The 18,190-nt window shown below is 68.1% G+C and carries 22 protein-coding genes and 1 pseudogene; 12 read left to right on the top strand and 11 right to left on the bottom strand.

Annotation, left to right across the window (positions count from 1 at the left end; genetic code table 11):
* The first annotated feature begins 64 nt into the window (after positions 1 to 64).
* Complete coding sequence (locus Pflav_RS22440) at positions 65 to 1,060, top strand: MBL fold metallo-hydrolase (RefSeq protein ID WP_173037952.1); 996 nt, start codon at positions 65 to 67, stop codon at positions 1,058 to 1,060.
* Positions 1,057 to 2,192: pseudogene (locus tag Pflav_RS48895) on the top strand (CaiB/BaiF CoA transferase family protein). Before Pflav_RS22440 ends, Pflav_RS48895 begins: the two are co-directional and overlap by 4 nt.
* 43 nt (positions 2,193 to 2,235) lie before the next feature.
* Here Pflav_RS48895 and Pflav_RS22430 read toward each other — a convergent pair.
* Together Pflav_RS22430 and Pflav_RS22425 are read right to left on the bottom strand one after the other, a co-directional pair.
* Positions 2,236 to 2,979, bottom strand: coding sequence for a GntR family transcriptional regulator (locus tag Pflav_RS22430; protein WP_173037950.1), 744 nt, complete (start codon positions 2,977 to 2,979; stop codon positions 2,236 to 2,238).
* 43 nt (positions 2,980 to 3,022) lie between these two features.
* Positions 3,023 to 3,811: an alpha/beta fold hydrolase gene (locus Pflav_RS22425; RefSeq protein WP_173037948.1), complete on the bottom strand. Its 789-nt coding sequence runs from the start codon at positions 3,809 to 3,811 to the stop codon at positions 3,023 to 3,025.
* An 88-nt stretch (positions 3,812 to 3,899) separates the two neighbouring features.
* Between Pflav_RS22425 and Pflav_RS22420 the strand changes: the two genes are divergently transcribed.
* The 5 genes from Pflav_RS22420 (at position 3,900) to Pflav_RS22400 (ending at position 9,177) form a co-directional block, all read left to right on the top strand.
* Entirely contained in the window at positions 3,900 to 4,679 is a 780-nt protein-coding gene (locus tag Pflav_RS22420) for an ABC transporter ATP-binding protein (protein ID WP_173037946.1), read from the top strand.
* Between the two features lie 98 nt (positions 4,680 to 4,777).
* Positions 4,778 to 5,827 (top strand): ABC transporter substrate-binding protein, encoded by a 1,050-nt coding sequence (locus tag Pflav_RS22415; RefSeq protein WP_173037944.1) that lies wholly within the window; start codon positions 4,778 to 4,780, stop codon positions 5,825 to 5,827.
* On the top strand, positions 5,827 to 6,597 hold the full coding sequence (locus tag Pflav_RS22410) for an ABC transporter permease (RefSeq protein WP_173037942.1): 771 nt from the start codon (positions 5,827 to 5,829) through the stop codon (positions 6,595 to 6,597). Before Pflav_RS22415 ends, Pflav_RS22410 begins: the two co-directional genes overlap by 1 nt.
* A 2-nt stretch (positions 6,598 to 6,599) precedes the next feature.
* Entirely contained in the window at positions 6,600 to 7,382 is a 783-nt protein-coding gene (locus Pflav_RS22405) for an ABC transporter permease (RefSeq protein ID WP_173037940.1), read from the top strand.
* Between the two features lie 13 nt (positions 7,383 to 7,395).
* Complete coding sequence (locus Pflav_RS22400) at positions 7,396 to 9,177, top strand: CocE/NonD family hydrolase (RefSeq protein ID WP_197938703.1); 1,782 nt, start codon at positions 7,396 to 7,398, stop codon at positions 9,175 to 9,177.
* 39 nt (positions 9,178 to 9,216) lie between these two features.
* Here the strand turns inward: Pflav_RS22400 and Pflav_RS22395 are convergent, their stop codons facing one another.
* The 5 genes from Pflav_RS22395 to Pflav_RS22375 all read right to left on the bottom strand — a co-directional run bounded on the left by Pflav_RS22395 (position 9,217) and on the right by Pflav_RS22375 (position 12,689).
* Positions 9,217 to 10,068, bottom strand: a complete 852-nt coding sequence (locus tag Pflav_RS22395) for a DUF4253 domain-containing protein (protein WP_197938702.1) — start codon at positions 10,066 to 10,068, stop codon at positions 9,217 to 9,219.
* 232 nt (positions 10,069 to 10,300) lie between these two features.
* Entirely contained in the window at positions 10,301 to 10,504 is a 204-nt protein-coding gene (locus tag Pflav_RS22390; RefSeq protein WP_173037938.1) for a cold-shock protein, read from the bottom strand.
* A gap of 299 nt (positions 10,505 to 10,803) precedes the next feature.
* Positions 10,804 to 11,427 (bottom strand): hypothetical protein, encoded by a 624-nt coding sequence (locus Pflav_RS22385; protein ID WP_173032636.1) that lies wholly within the window; start codon positions 11,425 to 11,427, stop codon positions 10,804 to 10,806.
* Entirely contained in the window at positions 11,340 to 12,086 is a 747-nt protein-coding gene (locus tag Pflav_RS46045) for a dihydrofolate reductase family protein (RefSeq protein ID WP_232071761.1), read from the bottom strand. The genes Pflav_RS22385 and Pflav_RS46045 overlap by 88 nt, the downstream gene beginning before the upstream one ends.
* Before the next feature lie 126 nt (positions 12,087 to 12,212).
* The gene (locus tag Pflav_RS22375; protein WP_173037936.1) at positions 12,213 to 12,689 is read right to left on the bottom strand and encodes a cellulose-binding domain-containing protein; all 477 of its coding nucleotides are present in this window, start codon (positions 12,687 to 12,689) and stop codon (positions 12,213 to 12,215) included.
* A 563-nt stretch (positions 12,690 to 13,252) separates the two neighbouring features.
* On the opposite strand from Pflav_RS22375, the gene Pflav_RS22370 reads away from it, so the two are divergent.
* From Pflav_RS22370 to Pflav_RS22360, 3 genes are all read left to right on the top strand, one after another.
* Positions 13,253 to 13,645 (top strand): ester cyclase, encoded by a 393-nt coding sequence (locus Pflav_RS22370; protein WP_173037934.1) that lies wholly within the window; start codon positions 13,253 to 13,255, stop codon positions 13,643 to 13,645.
* Between the two features lie 303 nt (positions 13,646 to 13,948).
* Positions 13,949 to 14,221 carry a hypothetical protein gene (locus Pflav_RS22365; protein ID WP_173037932.1) on the top strand — a complete coding sequence of 91 codons (273 nt, stop codon included), beginning with the start codon at positions 13,949 to 13,951 and terminating at the stop codon, positions 14,219 to 14,221.
* Positions 14,222 to 14,313: 92 nt separating this feature from the next.
* Positions 14,314 to 14,640 carry a hypothetical protein gene (locus tag Pflav_RS22360; protein ID WP_173037930.1) on the top strand — a complete coding sequence of 109 codons (327 nt, stop codon included), beginning with the start codon at positions 14,314 to 14,316 and terminating at the stop codon, positions 14,638 to 14,640.
* A gap of 180 nt (positions 14,641 to 14,820) precedes the next feature.
* Here Pflav_RS22360 and Pflav_RS47570 read toward each other — a convergent pair whose 3' ends face one another.
* The 3 genes from Pflav_RS47570 to Pflav_RS22350 are packed head-to-tail and all read right to left on the bottom strand — an operon-like array spanning position 14,821 to position 16,552.
* Complete coding sequence (locus tag Pflav_RS47570; RefSeq protein ID WP_269474530.1) at positions 14,821 to 14,946, bottom strand: hypothetical protein; 126 nt, start codon at positions 14,944 to 14,946, stop codon at positions 14,821 to 14,823.
* Entirely contained in the window at positions 14,943 to 16,046 is a 1,104-nt protein-coding gene (locus Pflav_RS22355) for a hypothetical protein (RefSeq protein ID WP_173037928.1), read from the bottom strand. The genes Pflav_RS47570 and Pflav_RS22355 overlap by 4 nt, the downstream gene beginning before the upstream one ends.
* Positions 16,046 to 16,552 (bottom strand): SigE family RNA polymerase sigma factor, encoded by a 507-nt coding sequence (locus Pflav_RS22350; RefSeq protein ID WP_173037926.1) that lies wholly within the window; start codon positions 16,550 to 16,552, stop codon positions 16,046 to 16,048. The genes Pflav_RS22355 and Pflav_RS22350 overlap by 1 nt, the downstream gene beginning before the upstream one ends.
* A gap of 40 nt (positions 16,553 to 16,592) precedes the next feature.
* On the opposite strand from Pflav_RS22350, the gene Pflav_RS43845 reads away from it, so the two are divergent.
* Together Pflav_RS43845 and Pflav_RS22345 are read left to right on the top strand one after the other, a co-directional pair.
* Entirely contained in the window at positions 16,593 to 16,760 is a 168-nt protein-coding gene (locus Pflav_RS43845) for a hypothetical protein (protein WP_197938701.1), read from the top strand.
* Between the two features lie 22 nt (positions 16,761 to 16,782).
* Complete coding sequence (locus tag Pflav_RS22345) at positions 16,783 to 17,316, top strand: DAK2 domain-containing protein (protein WP_232071759.1); 534 nt, start codon at positions 16,783 to 16,785, stop codon at positions 17,314 to 17,316.
* Between the two features lie 42 nt (positions 17,317 to 17,358).
* On the opposite strand, the gene Pflav_RS22340 is transcribed toward Pflav_RS22345, so the two are convergent.
* Complete coding sequence (locus Pflav_RS22340) at positions 17,359 to 18,189, bottom strand: helix-turn-helix transcriptional regulator (RefSeq protein WP_173037924.1); 831 nt, start codon at positions 18,187 to 18,189, stop codon at positions 17,359 to 17,361.
* Between the last annotated feature and the right edge of the window lies 1 nt (position 18,190).

The raw sequence follows: 18,190 nt of genomic DNA, 5'->3' as shown, positions 1-18,190 counted from the left end.
GGACATCATCGCACACGAAAATGCAGATGATGCATTATCTGAGTACGTCATGTAACTTGCTCTCATGTTTGAAGCTGACAGCGTCACGATCACCGTGCTCGTCGAGAACCAGGTCGACATGCTTCTGCCAGAGCAGGCGAGCCCGGCCGGTGCGGATGACCACTGTGTCAGCCGCTACGGCCTGATCGAGCACTTCGATCCCAAGCGGGTGCCGCCGCAGGCGGAGAACGGCATCAGTTTCCTGGTCGAGGCCGTGCGCGGCCGGCACACCACCCGGGTGCTTTTCGATGCCGGCCTCACCGGCACGGTCTTGGCGCACAACATGAAGGTGCTCGGCGTCGATCCCGCCAGCGTCGACCATGTCGTCATCAGCCACGGACATCCCGACCATTTCGGTGGCATCCACACCTTCTTGTCCCTCGCGGAGCGGCGCATCCCGGTGGCTACCCACGAGGACGCGCAGCTGCCGCGGTACGCGGTGATGGGGGACGGGCGCACCTCGCCGGTCTACAACGCGGCGTTCGGCTTCGCCGAGGTCGAGAAGTCCGGTGGGGTACCGGTGCTGACGAAAGACTCGCTCGACCTCGGCTGGGGTGTGCACACCACCGGCGAGATCCCCCGCACCGTCGGCTTCGAGGCTGGCGCCGCGCCCGCGTTCAAACCTGGTGATCCTGGGCTCTACCAGGTCTCCTCGCAGGGACGGCTGCGTCGAGATGAGGTGATGGACGAGATGGGTCTCGTCATCGACGTCCGTGGCGCCGGTCTGGTGATCCTGACCGGCTGTGCGCACGCCGGCGTCATCAACACGATCGCGCGGGCCCGTGCGGTCTGCGGCGACAAGCCGGTCCGCGCCGTGATGGGCGGGTTCCATCTGGGCTTCCCGACCACGCCCACCGAGAACGTGGCACTGACCGCCCAAGCGCTGCGCGAGATGGAGGTCGCCACGGTGATGCCGATGCACTGCAGTGGCCTGCGCACCCACACGACGCTGTCGACCGAGCTGTCCGACAACTATGTGCAGCCGGCGGTCGGTACCGTGCTCCGCTTCGGTGCCCGATGAGCACGCGGGGTGACCTCACCGGCGTTCGGGTGGTCGCGGTCGAGCAGGCGGTCGCGGCGCCGTTGTGCTCGCGACACCTGGGCGACCTCGGCGCCGATGTGATCAAGGTCGAGCGGCCTGGCGGGGGAGATTTCGCCCGCGGCTACGACGAGGCCGTGCACGGCGAGGCGACCCATTTCGTCTGGCTCAACCGGGGAAAACGCAGTGTCGTGCTCGACCTCAAGGACGAAGCCGGCCGGCAGGCGTTGCGCGGCTTGTTGGCCCAGGCCGACGTGCTTGTGTGCAACCTCGCGCCAGGCGCGATGGAGCGGATCGTGCCCGACGCAGAGCTTTCCGCGCTCAACCCGCGGCTGATCCGCTGCTACCTCTCGGGATACGGCGACACCGGCCCCTATGCCGACCGCAAGGCCTACGATGCGCTGGTGCAGGGAGAGGCCGGCACGATCAGCGCTACCGGGACCCCGGAAGCGCCGGCCAAACCGGGTGTCTCGCTGGCCGACCTCGCCGGCGGGACCTACGCGTTGGCGGCGATCCTCGCCGCGCTCTACGCCCGGGAGCAGACCGGCGTCGGCAAGCGGCTGGACATCGCGCTGTTCGACGTACTGCTGGAATGGATGAGCCCGCTGCTGCTCGCCGAGCTTCACGGCGGATCCGCGCCACCGCCGGCGGGGCTGCGACACGCGAGTATCGCCCCTACGGCCCGTACCGCACCGCGGACGGCCAGGACGTGCTGATCGCCGTACAAAACGAGGGCCAGTGGCAACGACTGTGCCGCGTCGTCCTCGACGATCCTGCGCTGCTGGACGATCCCGCGTTCGCCTCCAACACCGCGCGGGTAAGCCATCGCGAGCTGACTGAGCGCACCGTTCAGGAACGGCTCGGCGTACTGTCCACTGAGGAGGTCATCGCCAGGCTGGCGAAGGCCGACGTACCATACGCGCGGCTCAACCAGATCGGTGAGGTGCTGAGGCATCCACAGGCGCAGGCGACCGGCCGCTGGTCGGAGGCGACACTGCCCTCCGGCCGCTCGGTGCGGGTGGTGACCTCACCGCTGCACCGGGTGCCGGAGCCGCCGGGCGGTCGGCGGGTGCCGGCGTTGGGGAGCACACCGGCGAAGTCCTCGAAGAACTGACGCGGGCGGCCGGGCTGATCGAAAACCCAGCGGCGTTGCCGGCTCAGTCGTTGTCGACGTCGAACGGGTCAGCGATTCGCTGACCCGTCAGGTGCCGGGCCAGCGCGAGGAAGCTGCGCCCCAGGTGCCACTCGGTAGCCTTGGCCAGCGCGGCGCCGTCGCCGAGGCGCGCGGCGGCGAGCATCGATCGGTGCTCGTTGGAGGTCTCCTCCGCCCGGTCGTCGACCACCTGCAGTACATCCCAGGGAAACTTCTGCCAGAGCTGCTCGATCTCGTTGGTGAGACCCTCGTTGCCGCAGTTGGCGTAGAACAGGAAGTGGAACCGGTAGTTGGTCGCGTTGAGCCGGGCCCGGTCGCCTTCGGCCGCGGCCTGCTCCATCTCCTCGGCGAGGCGTTCGGCCAGGTCGATGTCACGTGGGGAGAGTCGCCGAGCGGCCCGCTGCATCGCGTAGGGCTCCAACAGCCTGCGCATCAGATAGACGGTCTTGACCTGCTCGAAGTCGGCGTCGGCGACCCGCACGCCCTTGTGCGGTTCGCCGACCAGCACACCCTCGGCCTCGAGCAGCCGTAGCGCCTCACGTACCGGGGTGATGCTGGTGTCGAACATCGCGGCCAGCACATCCTGCTGGATGCGGCTGCCCCGGGGCAGCTCGCCCTCGCTGATCATCCGGCGCAGCTCCGCGGCGATGCGGTCGCGCTTCGTCGGAGCCTTGCCCTGCCGGGACGGCGTGGCCTGGCGTGGCGTGGTGGCCTGGCTTGGCGTGGCGGCGCGGCGGGCCGGCGTCATGGGCGGTCCTCGATCGGTCAGCGCGTAGGTATCACGTGGCGGGCTAGGTTAGTTTCGCATCGATTGTGGACCTGTCGGCAACTGAGGCATGAAACGCGACGATCGCCTCCGCAAAGGCCTGCGGCTCGTCGAGATAGGCCACGTGACCGGCGTTCGGTACGGCGGACGCCGTACCGCCGAGCATCGTGGCCAGACCCGTGGCCGCGGATTCGCTCACCCGGTCGTCGTGCGCGCCGCGCAGGACGAGCGTGGGGACCCGGTGACTGCCGCCGGCTGATGGGGCGGCGCGGTCCCAGTACAGGGTCGTTTCCAGCGTGGCGAGGAGGGTCTGCGGGCTCGTCGCGGCCATCGGGTCGCGCAGCAGGCGGCGGCGGTCGTCGTCGGTCGTGCGCAGCGTCCGCGCGACGTACTCGGCAGCGAACGAGTCCGCGTCGACCGCGGCCAACCGGGCCCGGGTCTGTCGTAGCCGTTGCTCCGCCTCGGCGCCGGTGACCGGCGGGAAGCCGGCAAGCGTCAGGGAACGCACCGGGGCCGCGCGGGGCCCGGCCACGCTCCGGGTGTAGGCATGCGCGATCGCCGCGCCGAGGCCGGCGCCGACAAGGTCGACGCCGGCCACTGTGGATCCGGTTGCGGCAGCGCTGATCGCGACGTCGACGGCGGCGGTCGCAACCCCCAGGCTGAACGGCTCGGCGCGGCGACTGCCGTGGCCGGGCAGGTCGACGGCGATCACCGGCCGGCCCGCCCCGGCAGCCAGGAGCGCTGCCGCCGGGCCCCAGGTGCGCGCGTCGCCGCCCCAGGTGTGCAGCAGGACGAGCGGGGTCTGTTCAAGCATCAGAGGCACTCCATACCAGGATCATGCATTTTCCAGTTTCTCAAACATGACTATTGCGTGTCGGGCATAGTATCGCCAGAATCCCCGTATGACCACGACGAAGTTGGCCCGAGCTGGAGCCGCTGTGGAGCTCGACGGGCTGACGATGCGGTTCGGTGAGCGGACGGTTTCCCGCGACATCCACCTCACGCTCGACCCGGGCCGGGTGCTCGCCATCGTCGGCCCGTCCGGCTGTGGCAAGACCACGCTGCTGCGAGCGGTCGCTGGCCTGATCCAGCCGGCCGTAGGCACAGTGCGCATCGACGGCCAGGCAGTCACCCGCACACCCGAGGGCGTCGCCATGGTCTTCCAGCACTTCGGTCTGTTCCCGTGGAAGACGGTGGAGGCCAACGTCGCCTACGCGCTGCGGGTCAGCGGCGTGCCGAAGAAGGCCGCCCTGGAACGGGCCCGGGAGCTCATCAGGCTCGTCGGGCTCGTCGGCTTCGAAAAGTCGTACCCCCATCAGCTCTCCGGCGGCATGCAGCAGCGCACGGGCCTGGCCCGCGCACTCGCGGTGCGGCCCCGCCTGCTACTGATGGACGAGCCGTTCGGCGCGCTCGATGCCCAGACCCGCGAGGTGCTCCAGTTCGAGATGCTGCGCATCTGGCAGGACCATCCGGTGACGATGCTGTTCGTCACCCACTCGATCGACGAGGCCGTGCTCTTCGGCGACCAGATCGCCGTGCTCAACGGCCGCCCAAGCGGGATCGCCGAGCTGATCGACGTCTCGCTCCCTCAGCCTCGCGACCGGTCCGTCCTGGCCACGGCGGAGTTCCTGGCCATCCGGGAACGGGTCTGGAACCTGATTATGACCGGCCAGCGGGACTAGCACCGCTGGTACCGGCGACGTCTCCTCTTCCCCCCTTTCCGCGCGCTAGGCACCCTATGACAACCCCGCGCGCCGGCACTTCGAAGGAGCACCCACGCATGAAGCTTCAGCGGCGCCTGGCCACCATGGCCGGGCTCGCCTCACTCCTCGCGCTCACCACCGCCGTCGCCGCCTGTGGCGAGGGCTCGACGTCCGGCTCCGCCGGCGGCCCCACCGCCGGCGGTGTGGAGAAGCTGACGATCGGCGTGCCCGGCATCCCGCCGATCTACCTCAACACGGTGATGTACGTGGCCAAGGAGCAGGGATACTTCTCCGACCGCCAGCTCGACGTCACGCTGCGGCCGCTCACCACCGGAGCCGACGTCGGCCGGGCCGTGCAGAGCGGTGAGATCCAGGGCGGCATCATCGGTACCCCCGGCGCGGTGGCGCTACGGGCCACCGGCGGCTCGATCGTGTCGGTGATGGGCTTTCCCAAGCCGAGCTACCTGCTCGCGAGCACCGACCCGAGCGTGACGACCTGTGCGTCGGTCAAGGGCAAGACCGTCGCCGTGGACGCTGTCGGCGCACCCAAGGCGCTCGGCCTGGCGTCGATGATCGCGAGCTGCGGGCTCGGGAAGAACGACGTCAGCACCATCAACGTGGGCGGCCCGCCAACCGTCGACGCGCTCGTCGCCGACCAGGTCAAGCTCGCCGTCCTGCACCCGGACGAGCTTGCGACGGTCCGCTCCAAGCTCGCCGCGGGCACGCAGGTGCACGAGATCATGACACTGGCCGGCGTCGACCCGCTCGTGCACTACACGATGCTGGTCATCCGCTCGGACATGCTGAAGGCCGACCGCGGCACCTACGTCAACCTCGTCGCCGCCCTCCGCCAGGCGATCGCATTCATGTTCGATCCCGCCAACGCCAAGCGGGTCGCCGACATCGCCGCCAGTATCACGAAGGAGCCGGCCGGCGTGACCCAGCTCGCCCTGCCGCAGTTCCTCCAACTCGGCGTCTGGCCCAAGGACGGCGACGGTCTGGACCGGGCCGCCGTCCAGCACACTATCGACGCGGCGGTCGCGGCCGGCAACGTGCCCAAGGCCAAGGCGCCGACGTTCGACGACATGGTCGACCCGTCGGTCTTCGCCGACTCGACCGGCAAGTGATGCACGCGTCTCGGCCGGGCAAACGCCTCCTGGCGGCCGTTGTCTCGGCGGTGGGCCTCCTGTTCGGGCTCGGCGTCTGGCAGATCGTCGGTCAGCGTGACCCCGTCCTGTTCGCCACGCCGGGCCGGTCGGCCGAGGCGCTGCTCGTCCTCACTGAGGAAGGCTCCCTGCCGAGCGCGCTGCTCGCCTCCGGGACGCTACTGGTGATCGGCCTGATCCTCGCGATCGTCGCGGGGGTCGGGTTCGGTCTGCTGCTCTCCCGGGCGAAGCTGCTGCGCACCAGCACCGACTGGCTGATCTTCGCCGCACAGTCGGTACCGATCGTCGCGCTCGCCCCGATCATCCTGTCCGCGTTCGGGTTCGGGCTGCCCGCGAAGTCGTTGGTGGTCTTCCTGACCGCGGTCTTCCCGATCGTCGTGAACACGGCCGAAGGAGCGCACCGCGTGCCGACCACCCTGCTTGAGGTGGCGCGGACCTACCGCAGCAGCGAATGGCACCTGTGGAAGGACCTGCTGCTGCCACATACGGTTCCCTACGCGATGACTGGCATCCGGCAGGGCATCGCGATGGCCTTCGTCGGCACTCTGGCCGCCGAATTCTTCCTCAACGCCAGCGGCGTGGGTGGCCTGCTGCTCGCCGCCAGTACCAACTTCGACAGCGCCACCGTCCTCGGGCTCACCCTGCTCGTCTCGGTGCTCGCCGTGGGCCTGATGAGCCTTGGCCGCGCGGTCGAACGCTACTTCGCGCGCTGGCGGGCGGTGGAGGAGTGAGCGTGGTCTCGGCTCCCACCCGCAGGCCACGGAACCTCGCCGGCTGGGTTGGCAAGCTCATCGTTGCCGCACTCGTCGTCGCGGTGTGGGAGGCGTCGGTCCGCCTCTGGCTGCCTGACTACCTTCCGACCCCGTCCGGTGTGGTCCGCGCAGCCTGGCCGACGCTGATCTCGGCCGACTTCGGCAAAGCGTTCGGCGACACCATCAGCGGCGTCGCCGCCGGGCTGCTCATCGGCTGCCTCGCCGGTACCGCCCTCGGCCTCGCGACCGGCCGGCTCCCGTGGCTGCGCTATCTCACGTCGCCGTACCTCAGCGGGCTCTACGCCATGCCGATGCTCGCGATCGTGCCGATGGCGACGATCTGGCTCGGCTACTCCAGCCAGACGCGGCTCGCCGTGATCGCGCTGTCCGCGTTCCTGCCGTGCGCGGTCAGCACCGGCGACGGTGCCCGCAACGTACCGTCCCAACTTCGTGAAACCGCCAAGGTACTCCGGCTGTCCCGGGTACGGTTCGTGCTCGACGTGCTGCTGCCCTCGACGCTGCCGTTCGTCGTCGCCGGCGTCCAGGTCGCCGTCGGCCGGGCACTCGTGGGTGCCGTCGCCGTGGAGTTCCTGGCGAGCCTGCCCGGCCTCGGCACGTTCATCCTGACCAACGCACGGTCGTTCGAACAGAACACGGCCTTCGTCGCCGTCTTTGTGCTTGCGGTACTGGGCATCGCGGCGCGTGCCGGCACCGAAACCGCGCTGCACCGGCTCATGCCATGGCACCTGCACGTCAATCGCTGAGGAAGGAAACCCGGTGGAGACTGCTCGCACGTCGCGTCCCGAGACGTTCCGGACGGAGATCGCGGACGGAATGCGCATCGAATGGGACGTCCCGATCGTCATGGACGACGGGATCGTGCTGCGGGCCGACGTCTTCCGTCCGATTGACAACGCACCAGTACCGGTCATCCTGACCTACGGCCCGTACGCAAAGGGCCTACCGTTCCAGGTCGGCTACCCCAGCGCCTGGGAGGCGATGTGCCGCGACCATCCCGACGCAGTCACCAACAGCACAAACAAATATCAGAACTGGGAAGTCGTCGACCCGGAGAAATGGGTGCCGCACGGGTACGCATGCGTGCGCGTCGACTCGCGCGGCACCGGCCGCTCACCCGGCTACATCGACCTGTTCTCCGCCAGGGAAACCCGCGACTATTACGACTGCATCGAATGGGCCGGCGCCCAGCCGTGGAGCAACGGCCGGGTCGGGCTCAACGGCATCTCCTACTACGCGATGAACCAGTGGCACGTAGCGTCGCTGAACCCGCCACATCTAGCCGCGATCTGCCCGTGGGAGGGCGCTGCCGACTTCTACCGTGACGGCGCACGCCAGGGCGGAATCCGCTCCACGTTTTGGGACAACTGGTACGACATGCAGGTCAAGACCGTGCAGTACGGCATCGGCGAGACCGGCGGCCGCAACCCCAACACCGGTCAGCTGATCTGCGGCGACGAGCAGCTGACGGCACAGGAACTCGCCGCCAACCGGTCCGACTTCGGCGCCGACCTACGCGCGCACCGGTTCGCCGACGAGTTCCATGCGATCCGGTCGGCACAGTGGGACCGCATCACCATCCCCGTGCTCAGCTGCGGCAACTGGGGCGGTCAAGGACTGCACCTGCGCGGCAATGTCGAGGCGTTCGTACGTGCTGCCTCGACGCGCAAGTGGCTGGAGATGCACGGGCACGCGCATTGGCCGCTGTTCTACACCGATTACGGCGTCGACCTACAGATGCGCTTTTTCGACCGGTACCTGAAGGGAGCCAACAACGGCTGGGAGGACCGACCGGCGGTACAGCTGCAGATCCGGCACGTCGACGCGACCTTCGAGCCACGGGGCGAGGATGCCTGGCCGCCGCCTGCGACGGAGTGGACCCGGCGGTACCTTTCCTCTTCGCTGGCGTTGTCCGAATCGGTGCCGGTCACCGGTTCGGTCTCCTACCCGGCCCTCGGCGACGGGGTTGAATTCACCACACCGCCACTCGACGCCGACGTCGAGGTGACCGGTCCGCTCGCCGCCAAGCTCTTCGTCTCCTCCAGCACGACAGACGCCGATCTGTTCCTGGTCGTCCGCGTCTACTCGCCGTCCGGCTCGGAGATCGTCTTCCAAGGTGCTCTCGACCCGCACACACCGGTCGCGCAGGGATGGCTGCGTGCGTCCCATCGCCGGCTCGACCCGGCGCTGTCACAGCCCTACCGTCCCTACCATCCGCACGACACCACCGAGCCCCTCGAGCCCGGCGAGGTGTACGAGCTCGACATCGAGATCTTGCCCACCTGCCTAGTCATCCCCGCCGGCTACCGGATCGCGCTGCAGGTGCGTGGCAGCGACTACGTCTATCCCGGCCCGAGCGCACGGCTGTCCAACTTGAAGAACGACCTGACCGGCTGCGGACCCTTCCTGCACAACGACGACGTCGACCGCCCAGCCGGCGTGTTCGACGGCGTGACGACCGTCCACATCGGCGAGCAATACCCATCTCACCTAGTTTTGCCGGTCATCCCAGACGCGAGACGCGGCTTACGCATGGCCTAGACAGGCTAGGAACGGTGCACGGCCTCCCTATGGCGGAAGTCAGTCCCACCAGAAGGACCAGATCGTCGCGTCGATCAGCCGCTTGGCGTAGTCGACGAGGTTGGTTGTGCTGCTCTGCCAGATGTTGTCCGGGCAGAACGCGAAGTGCTCCGCCGCGACGCGGATGGCCTCCGCGTCGCTGGTTGGGGGTGCCGCAACGCTCAGGTACAGCTCGGCGAAGCCTACGCCGACGAGGCGGACGCCGAAGCGGTCCTCCCAGGAGCTCAGGACAGCCGACAGGTGGGCGGCGTCGCCGATGTAATTGACAGCGCCCTGCCAACCCACGACCGCGATGGCATCGCTGGAACGAGTAGCGGCGACCAAACCCAACCGCAGACCCGCCTTACCGGCGAGCAGTTCGGTCACGCAGCGCTCCGCAAGCTCTCCCGGATCATGCCGAAGAGGCAGCGGCATCGCCAAACCGGGCCAGCGCTGCTCATACGGGGCGGTGACGGCGCGACGTTCAGCCGGGGAAAGCCTGTCAGCATCGTCGATGCTGGTGTAGTCCGCCCACCAGCCGGCCAGCAACGCTTCCGGATCACCATCGGCAGCGCTGGACACGTCCCGAGGCCCCAGCTCACCGTCATCCCACGGACGGCGGGAGTCACCGCGCAGGCTGTCCAACAGCAACGGCCACAACCCCGTTCGCTCGTGCGCGGTGTGCAGCACCGCCCACAGCTCGCGGCCAGCTGGGCCGTCGCTGACCCACAGGGCCGGATCCTCGTCCTCACCCTCGTCACCGTGCACCAGACGGCCAGAGGGAAGCGCCACGCGCGTAACACCGGCGCGCGCCCCGGCGCTGCCGAGGAGAATCGCTAACCCACGGGACAGCTGCGAAGACGACCACGACACCGACGCAGCATAGACACCAGGTCAGTCGGCGAGGTTTCCGCCTTCGCCCGTACGACAGCCTGCTCGCCCCGTGGTGGCCGATCGCGCTGCGCGGGCTGCCTGTGGTGAGGCAGCGGTCTGCGCTGGGACCGAGGTCGACCTACACGCAGGCCAGATCACGCAGGAACGCCAGAGCGCCGCATGCTGGCATGCGGCGCTCGGACAGCGCTCAGAGCTTCTTGTCAGGATCGAGTCAGAGACCGCGAACGTTCTCCGCCTGAGGACCCTTCTGACCCTGGGTCACCTCGTACTCCACCTTCTGGCCTTCCGCAAGCTCACGGTATCCACTACTGGCGATGGCCGAGTAGTGGACGAAGACGTCTGCGCCGCCGTCGTCCTGCTGGATAAAGCCGAAGCCCTTTTCAGAGTTGAACCACTTGACAGTACCGCTAGCCACACTTTCCTCCTGATAGCGGAAACCACTCTCTCGCCAATCGTCGGCGATGAACCTCCGCCCCGACGAACCATACCTGCTTCCGGCGCGAGCCTTGTTGCCCGTGTCGAGGGCGGCCTGGGCGGCCGCCTCGGACGCGGTTGGAGCTGGGCATCCAGTTGGCTGTCGCAGGCGGCGACGCGGAAGGTGCCGTCTTGTCACTGCGCGCTGGCGGATGAGTAGCGCGGCCAGAGGAGGAGGCCGGCCTCGGTCGGCGGGCCTCCTCCTTCAATCAGCTGGACGAGCTTATGGCGAAGGTTGAGCTACTCGCATACCTCGACTCGGATGAACGGTGCGTGGTACGGGTAGTTGGCGGCGCCGTCGACGAGCGTGTTGCCGTCGAAGACGATCGTCGCCGTCGCGGTCGCCGAGCGCTGCTTCAGCCACGCCCCCGGCCCGGAGTCCTCGGTCACGATCGGCCCGGTCGCGGTCCAACGGGCGTTGATCGAAACCGTGTGCAGCCCGCCTCTGTTGTCTCGCACGTTTGCGTACGTGCCGCTGGCACTCACGTACTCGAGGTCCGGGTCGAACTGCGTCGTCGGCAGCTGCGTCCGTGTCGCCCCGCCGACGCCCCAGCTGAAGGTGCCGTCGGGGCATTGGCCCACGAACGCGACCCCGATGGGCGGATTGGGGTCAGGCGTCGTGCCCTCCTCAAAGGAGTTGACCGACTCCACGATCAGGCGGCCGGCGGAGGCGGTGGAGCCATTTGGGCACTGGAACGGGGTCGACCAGCGGGCGGCGGCGACTTGCTCTGTGGTGGCAACCGAGGCGGATGCGACGGACGGTACGGCGAGCACCGTCAGGGCGGCGAGCAGGGGGACGAGATACCTGTACGGCCCCGAAGGCCGGTAGATGGATCGGCTTCGCGGCAACCGCAGACCACGCATGACGACTCCATTTCTGTGGTTTCGACCAGATGGACTTCAGCCCGTCTGCTGACTCGTGCCACGCAAGGGGCTTCGATTAGGTTCACCCGGGCGGACAGGGCATCGAGATCTACCGTCCGCCAATATTTGCGACTCGCGATGAATGCGACGATTCGGCTCACCTTCGTTGGGCGGCGACCATGCGTCTGGGAACGGCCATGAAACGCGGTCGGATCCGGGCCGACCAACAAAAAGTGGCTCAGCGGCACCCGCATCCGCGGTTTCTGCGCTGGACGCGATCGCCGCCTGCCTGACCGCCGGCATTGCCAACGTCGCGGCGACGTGCCTACCACTGCGAGCAGTGAGCTCCACCGTGGAGGGTGCCATCGACCTGCTCGAACTCCTCGTGCAGGTGGATGTCGGCCAGCCGCTCGGACGACGCGACCGGCCCCGCAGCGATCGCCGCGCGACTCCCGGTCGATGCCCTGATCGAGGAGGCGGCGGTAGGTCACGTGTGTGACCAGGCTTGCTGCCCGCGCGTTGATCTGTTCGAGTTCCAGTGGCGGGACGCCGTCGAAGATCCGCGTGGCGGTGCCGAATGTGAGTGGCGCGATGTGCAGGCGCAGCTCGTCGATGAGGCCAGCGGCAAGGTATTGGTTGATGGTGGTCGCGCCGCCCATGATTGCGACGTCGCCGTCGCGGGCGGCTTCGGTTGTCGCCCCACCAGCCGTTCCACTGGCGGTCCCAGTCGCCGCGCACGGGCCCGAACCTGTTGCGGCCCATGATGAATGCTGACCTACGGTCAGCTACGCGGTGCAGGGCGCGTTGTTCAGGGTGAAAGTCGTGGGCGGTGGCTGACTTGCCGTGGATGCGCCGTACATTCCGAACCAGGTACTGCCGCTGGGCGGGATGAGCTGGTTCCAGCCCACGTGCGTTACCGTCACGGCGGCGCCGCTCTGGTCGTGCGTACCGTTCCACAACTTCGTTATCCGCTGGTCGCCAGGGAAGGTGAAGCGGACCGCCCACCCGTGGACCGGTGCGGTGCCGTCGTTGTGGACGGTCACCCTGGCCAGGAATCCGGTGGCCCACTGCGACTGCGTGGTGTACGTGACCCGGCAGGTACTGGGCGGAGTCGTGCTCGGCGACGACGAAGACGAGCTGATTGGCGTCCCGATCGTGCACTGCACCCCGGTCGGCGTCGGGGCGGCGCAGGTGTTCAGCACTGCCGGGGGTCCGATGCCGGCCGCGGCGGGCATCGTAACGAGGGCCGTGCCGGTCACCATCGCGGGAATTGCTACGACGGCCAGCAGAGCCGGCCAAACACGACGTTGCTGCCGCGAGCGTCCACCCATGTCCCGAGGATCCGACGTGCATCGACAATCGTCAAGATAAACAATTGTCGAAATGTGGAATGCAGAGTGATCCATTCGAGGGATCCCGCGTTAAGCGACCTCGCGTCGCTGATCGGCCTTGCCGCTGAGATGGCCTGAACCCGCCTGCCATCGGCATCGACTTTTCTCCGGGTTGGCCGTCCCCCGCAACCTGAGCAAAAGATCAGGTGGACTCTTCTGCCGCGATCCGCTCGCTACAGGGAGTGATGGGGCTGCGTTGCTCGCCGGCAAGGTGCTGCTGGTATCGGCGGCCTGGCCTTCGGCGACACCAGCGCGCCGCACGCTCCTCGGCCTCGCGACCGGCACCTCGGCCGACTTCTGTACCGACCGGAATAGAAGTCGTAGGCCCGAGGTTGTGCACGTCAGCGATGGCCACCACAGCGAGAACCTGGACGGGCGTCGCACGCCATCACCACCCGAGTACGCAACCCCAACCCGGGGAGCAGGGAGACATCATGTCTGAGTCTGAAGTGCGCGAGGTCTTCGAGCGCTACATCGACGCGCTCAACGCTCATGACTTCGACCGCATGACCGAGTTCGTTCACGACGAACTCATCGAGAACGGCAAGCCGGTCACGCGGGACGACATCATCGCGGAGCTGAAGGCGCACGGCGATGCGGTCCCGGACTTCACCTGGCGGGTCCAGGACGTCGCCATCGATGGTGACCGCGTGGCAGCCCGCCTCTTCAACAAGGGCACGCACACCAAGCAGTGGCTCGGCGTGCCCCCCACCGGCGCCACCTTGGAGTTTGCCGAGTACTCCTTCCACAAGGTCCGCGACGGGCGCTTCTACGAGATGAACTACCTGATCGACGCCCAGGCAGTGCAGCGACAGCTCGGCAGCTGACGCATCGTTCGCGTTCGACTTCCCGAGCCACCCACAGCATCGGCTCGGGAAGTCGAACGCCGAGGCACAGCCAGAACCCACACCACTCACCCAGAGATCGGCAGGACGTCCCTACGGGCGCGCACAGAACAAGTTGCCCTCCGGGTTGGCCATCATCACCCAACCCGTGCCATGCGGCTTGCGGTGATGCTCGAACTCGCTCTCGCACCAAGCCCCTTCAGCCGCCATGCACTTCGCCCCGCCCACATCCGCTCATGCCGCCGATCGCGCACCGCGTGGTGGCCGGTCCGGTCGTAGCATCGATTGGAGGACGCAGCCGGGGAGCCAATTGATCTCGACGACGTGCTCGTGGTCATCGCGCACCCGTTCGGTGACCCGGAGGTTCCGCTGGCGGATTGGATCGCCACCGGCCCAGGTCCCGGTCGCTTCGTCCGGCCGGTGCGGGCGCGCTCGCGGTCGACTGGGCAACGGTTGCCGTTGTCGGTGATTTCGCTGCGGTATCGCAACGACGGGGAGTCCCGGCGCGCCATCGCCGATGGCCGGCTCGATGATCCCTGGCCGGACGCCGCCGGCTGAGCCGACAGCTACCGTGATCCATGGTCTGCCGAGGTCGCCGCAGCTCGAAACCGCGCGTACCTCCCGCCCGGCCGGTGATGGATCATGTGGTCATGGCAGACGTCGTCGAGATTCACATTCCGCTGGTGCCGGCTCCGAATCTTGTACCTGGCGCCTATCCGTTCCCTTGGATCGATAGGGTCGATGACTTCCTGGTCGAGTTGGAGGATGCAGGCGAGGCCGAGGTGTACGACGATGGCGAAGAGTGCGGCGACGTCTACATTTTCTTTATCTCCGGAGCGAGCGAGGCCGGTCTACTGGACGCCGCCTCTCGAGTCGCGACTCTCGGCGGCGTGCCGGCTGGCGCCTTCGCTATGGTCACCACCGACGAAGCGCCAGACTTCGGAATGGGACGACGGGTGGACCTGCCGGTGTCCTGATACTCAGCCCGTCCCGCACCCGCTGCTTTGTACGCAGGAGACGCTCAGGGCGTGCGAGATCACGTATCCGGATCTGGCGCTGATCGTCTCCGGGCTGAACGCTCGGTATGGGGCCAGGTTGCTCGTGAGCGGGCCGGCGGGTCCGTGCGGTGTTGACGCCGGTGGTCGTCTACCTGGGGTTTATCGGCAGGTCCAGATGGCCGGGCGCACGGTCGGGCCCTTGTAGAGGTAGCCGACGACGACCGTGGCCGTGTTGTTCATGGCGACCGCGTTTGCGGTGAGGCCGGCGGTCGTGGGCAGGGTCACGGGTTTGCCGCCGGCGGGGTGGAGCTGAATGGCACTGAGGGCGTCGCCTTTGGCGTTGACGTCCGGGTTGGAGATGCCGGAGATCGCGCCGGGCCGGTGATGTCGTATACCGGATGGTCGCCGAGAACGGCGCCTTGGCCGGTGCGAAGGTCCCAGCGGATGACCTTGTACGGGAGTTTGCGGGCTGCGGTGCCGCCCGGCTGGGCTTCCCGCTGGGCCCTCAGGCCACCGTAGCCCGTCGCCCAGTATCCGCTGACCGCGGTCTGCTGGATCCAGTCGACGCCGGGCGGGGTCTGTAGCTGCGCGACAGTGCCCTTGCCGGTGTTGACGCGGCCGGCCTCGTCGGTAAGCAGCCAGGCCGAGGCGCCCTCGTTGTTGAACTCGGCGCGGACCTTGGCCGCCTCGTCAGGGGTGAGGATCTGCGGCCGGTAGTGGTTGCCGGCCCGCCACACCACCAGGTCGGGCGTGCCGACGTCGGGGGTGTCGGCCTGGCCGAACACGTCACCGGCGGCGTTGACGGCCAGGCCCATGTTGTCGACCGGGTGGCCTGGAGGGGGCGGCAGCTGAGTGACCTTGCCGTCCCGGTAAACCCACGATCTCCATGCGCCGTTCGCGTACACGATGCCCATGACCAGGCCGCCGGCGTTCACCGCGGCTGGTTGGACGTTCTCGCCCTGCACCGGGACGATCTCCGGTCGCCCGTCGGTCCACAGGATCGCCGCGGGCGAGCTGTAGTCGCGCCAGGTGCGGGCGATGACGTAGCGGCCGGACGGGTCGACGCCGACTGGTTCGACTCGCTGCACACCCTTCTCGGCCAGGCCTGGCGGCAATGCGACCTTTTGGAGACGGCACTGTGTGATCGGCGCGGCCGCCCTCGGTGACGCGGCCGGCGGCGTGCCGTTGGGTGCCGTGCCGCGCGTGTTCGCCACTGCCACCGGCGTGGCGACCGCCACCGCTGCCACCATCACGCCGGCCAGCGCGTAGCGCTCGATATTCCGCCGCCGGATGCGTCGCCGCGCGACCTGCGCGAGGTCGGCGGCGCTGCGGGTAGGCGGCGGAGCCGGCACGCCGGCCAGCAGGTCACGCACATTCTCGTCCATCAGCTGCTCCTCAACGAATCTGGTGAGCCGATCAGGTTTCGGAGGTTGGCCAGCGCCTTGGTGGTCTGGCTCTTGACAGTCCCCGTCGAACATCCCAGGACCGCCGCCGTGTCCTCGACCGACAGGTCGCTGAAGTACCGCAGGACCAACACCGTCCGCTGCCCCTTGGGCAACTGTTCGAGCGCTCGCAACACGTTGTCGCGCTCCTCGACACCGTGGCCGTCGCCGCCGGTCGGCCGGTCGGGGAGCCGGTTGAGTAGCAACACCCGCGACCACGCGTGCCGCCGCACCCGCAGGAACGACCGGAACAGCATGCGGTGCACGTACGCATCCATGTTTTCGGCCTCGCGCACCTTGCCCCAATGCGCATACATCGCGATCGCGGTCATCTGCACGACGTCGTCGGCCCGGTCGCCATCACCGCACAGCAGGTAGGCAGTGCGGTGCAGCCACGGCAGCCGCGCCGAGAGGTACTCGACGTAGGCACGGTCGTCCTCGCTCCTCATGACACCTCCGCCCTACCGAGCCACCGCGCATCGGCCCAGGTTGCCTTCCTCGCGCAAAACCTCAGCCGGCGACGTCCTCGCCTACCTGCCCACCGGAGACCGCGCCCTCGTCCTCGTGAACGGGCTGGGCGGCACTACCGCGATCGAGCTGTACAACGTCTTCAGCCAGGCCGAGGCCGCGCACGCCAGCCTCACCCGGTACGACTAGGCCGCGGGTGACGGCGACTTCGGTGACAACCTGCGCGACGGGCTGCGCGGAGCGTACTCGCGTATCCCCTTCACATGCGACCTCGCCACCGAGGTCGAGGCCGCCGCCACCTACTTTCCTGGACGAGGTCGGCGGCACCAGCGGCCCGCTACTGGGGCTGCTGTTCCAACGGCTCGCGGCCGCCATCGCCGCATCTGAGTCCGATGTGGACGGCGGTATCCTGCGTGGCCTGAGCGAGGGGACGGCGGCGAACCAGCGTGTCGGTGAGGCGCGCGTCGGCGACCGTACACTTGTCGACTGCCTCGCCCCGACGCTGGACGGGGCTGCGCACGGCCGCGGGCCCGGTCGACTGGCCCGCGACCGCGGCCGCCGCGCTGGCACACGCCCAGGCCACCGCCGAACTCATCCCGCTGAGGGCCGGGCCAGCTACGTCGGCGAGCGGGCGGTGGGCAACCCGGACGCTGGCGCGATGGGCGTGGCGCTGCTCTTCTGGGCGCTCGCGCTCTACCGCGACCCGACCAGCCGGCACCGGCTCACCCCGCCGGCAGGCATCTGACCGATCGGGCCTACGGCCGGCTGCGGCTGACGCATGTCGGCATCAGGTCGCGGCGGTGGAGGCAAGGTGTTGGACTTTGTCGTGGCTTTCGGTGCCGCGCGTGGCCGTGTAGACGATGAGGACGTGCGGCTGGAGGGGATCGATCAGGCTCTGGCAGTTGAGCGCGATGGTGCCGAGCTCGGGATGTACGAAGCGTTTGGGATGTTCGAGGGCCACGCCAACTTCGTGTTCGTGCCACAGAGTTGCGAACTCGTGACTGCTGCTCAGGAGCAGATCTACCAGACGGGCGGCCTTGGACCCGGGGCCGCGTAGCGTCGCGATCTTGCGGGCCTCCCAGACAAACACCCGGCAAATGCCTTCGTGGTCTTCTGGCTCGTACAGCGCTCGGGTAGCAGGTTCAATGAACCATCGGTAGCCGACGCTTCGGGCAAATCCTGCGTACCGCCTCTTGTTGCCGGCAAGGGCAAGGCTGAGGTCGTTCTGCAGCAGGGTTTCGCCGAGCTCTGTGACGATCTCGGCAGGCTTCCCGGCGAGCTGGTCAAAGACGCGCAGCAGGCCGGTGCTGATGTGTTCGTTGGTCGCGTCCCTGCTGGGCGGGTTGTGGCCGGCGAGGTGGAACAAGTGCTCGCGTTCATCGAGGGAGAGGTGCAGGCCTTGGGCGATCGAGGCGATTACGTGTTCCGACGGGTGAGGGCCCCGTGCCTGCTCTAACCGACCGTAGTAGTCAGTGGATATGTGGCAGAGCGCGGCGATCTCTTCGCGGCGCAACCCGGTGGTTCTGCGGCGTTGTCCGCGGGGAAGATTGAGATCCTCTGGTTGCAGAGACTCGCGACGGTGACGCAGGAAGGCGGCGAGTCCGGCGCGATCGATCATC

It is taken from the genome of Phytohabitans flavus (assembly GCF_011764545.1).
GTDB lineage: Bacteria > Actinomycetota > Actinomycetes > Mycobacteriales > Micromonosporaceae > Phytohabitans > Phytohabitans flavus.
The sequence above is the reverse complement of the archived record's forward strand: the minus strand, read 5'-3'. Positions and strand labels throughout refer to the sequence as shown.